This window comes from Cupriavidus mimosae, assembly GCF_023952485.1.
GTDB classification, from domain to species: domain Bacteria; phylum Pseudomonadota; class Gammaproteobacteria; order Burkholderiales; family Burkholderiaceae; genus Cupriavidus; species Cupriavidus taiwanensis_C.
On sequence record NZ_JALHRY010000082.1, the window covers coordinates 1 to 1,286 of the forward strand.

The following is a 1,286-nucleotide window of genomic DNA, read 5'->3' on the forward strand; positions in this document are numbered from 1 at the left end:
GCGCTCGATTCTTTTCGCCGGCGCTTATGAACTAACTGCATTGGGCTTCATCTAAGCAAGTGCAATACGCATTCTGACAGGAAACGTAGAAGAATGCAGGTGGCGGCATTTTAGCGCCAACTGGCGCGCCGTTGGCGAAACTAGCGGCGCATGGGCCGTTGACGGGGCGAACTTTCGTCACGGATTCGGTTCGCACTGATGAATTGAGTTTTTCTTCAGAAGGCTTTTTAATCCGCATTACTATGTTGTCATAGCGTCAAGCGTGGTTATATTTATGCTATTGCACACATAGTAGTGTTTTTCCAGCAAGAGATGTGGCCCAAGGCCAAAACAATAGCAACTTTGAGGATGAAATGGCGACTGGTATTGTAAAGTGGTTCAACAGTGAAAAAGGATATGGGTTCATCACGCCCGATGATGGCGGTAAAGACTTGTTCGCTCATTACAAGGAAATCCAAGGTGCCGGCTTCAAGTCACTGGAGGAGGGCGCGAAAGTAGAATTTGAAATCACGCAGGGTATGAAGGGGCCGCAGGCGTCAAAGATTCGTAAGCTCTGAGCACTTGATAGCCATTTAACTATCTGGCGGCGTGGCGCTAATTTGTCCGCGAGTTTGGCACCATCGTCGCTCCTTTGTATTTTTTTCCGGAAATCGCTGGGAAGATATGCGCAATTCAGGATTGTAATTACCACTTCCACAAGACCCTCGCAGCAGGGCATATAATATTTGAGTGCTTTCGTTATCCGCAAGTGGCGCCAGCAATCGGTGCGTTGTAGTAGTGGGAGCAGACTGAATCGTCGGGCGCTAAAGTACGGCCCAGCCACATCCGTTGGTCGCCCGATTTCTGCACTTCCCCAACCGGTCGGAAATTACTGTGGCGTCAGGTCGGTTCTTGACGCGGGTGAAGCGGCGTATCGCCTCTTGATGATCTTGGGCATGTATGGATCTGCGCCGCCTGCCGAATTTGGATCGACGTGCGCAAATGGAGCAAGAACAACATGCCACTGGGTCGGCTTGCCAACGCAGCGTTGCGGGAGCGAAAGGTCCAATTGCACGATGCGCTCGAACTATTAGTCGCTGTAAAGATTAGGCGCGACGGTGTCGTTGACTTCAACGCCCGGGGCATGAAATGTTTTTTTTCGCATCGCTTGATCTGAATGTCGCAACCCCGAGCATTCATGTGTTGTCGCTGGAACAATGCGAACAAGCACTCCAGTACATCGTGGAGTCTCATGCTTCGCGCTGAGCAACTCCTTGAACCTGAACTCAATCGAGGCGGCTCCGCGC

General features: G+C 51.2%; 2 protein-coding genes. One reads left to right on the forward strand and one right to left on the reverse strand.

Annotated elements, in window-relative coordinates; genetic code table 11:
- Window positions 1–353: 353 nt before the first annotated feature.
- Window positions 354–557, forward strand: a complete 204-nt coding sequence (locus tag MKD50_RS30365) for a cold-shock protein (protein WP_012354797.1) — start codon at window positions 354–356, stop codon at window positions 555–557.
- Between the two features lie 512 nt (window positions 558–1,069).
- On the opposite strand, the gene MKD50_RS30705 is transcribed toward MKD50_RS30365, so the two are convergent.
- A partial coding sequence (locus MKD50_RS30705) for a hypothetical protein (protein WP_256503927.1) occupies window positions 1,070–1,286 on the reverse strand: 217 nt, incomplete at its 5' end.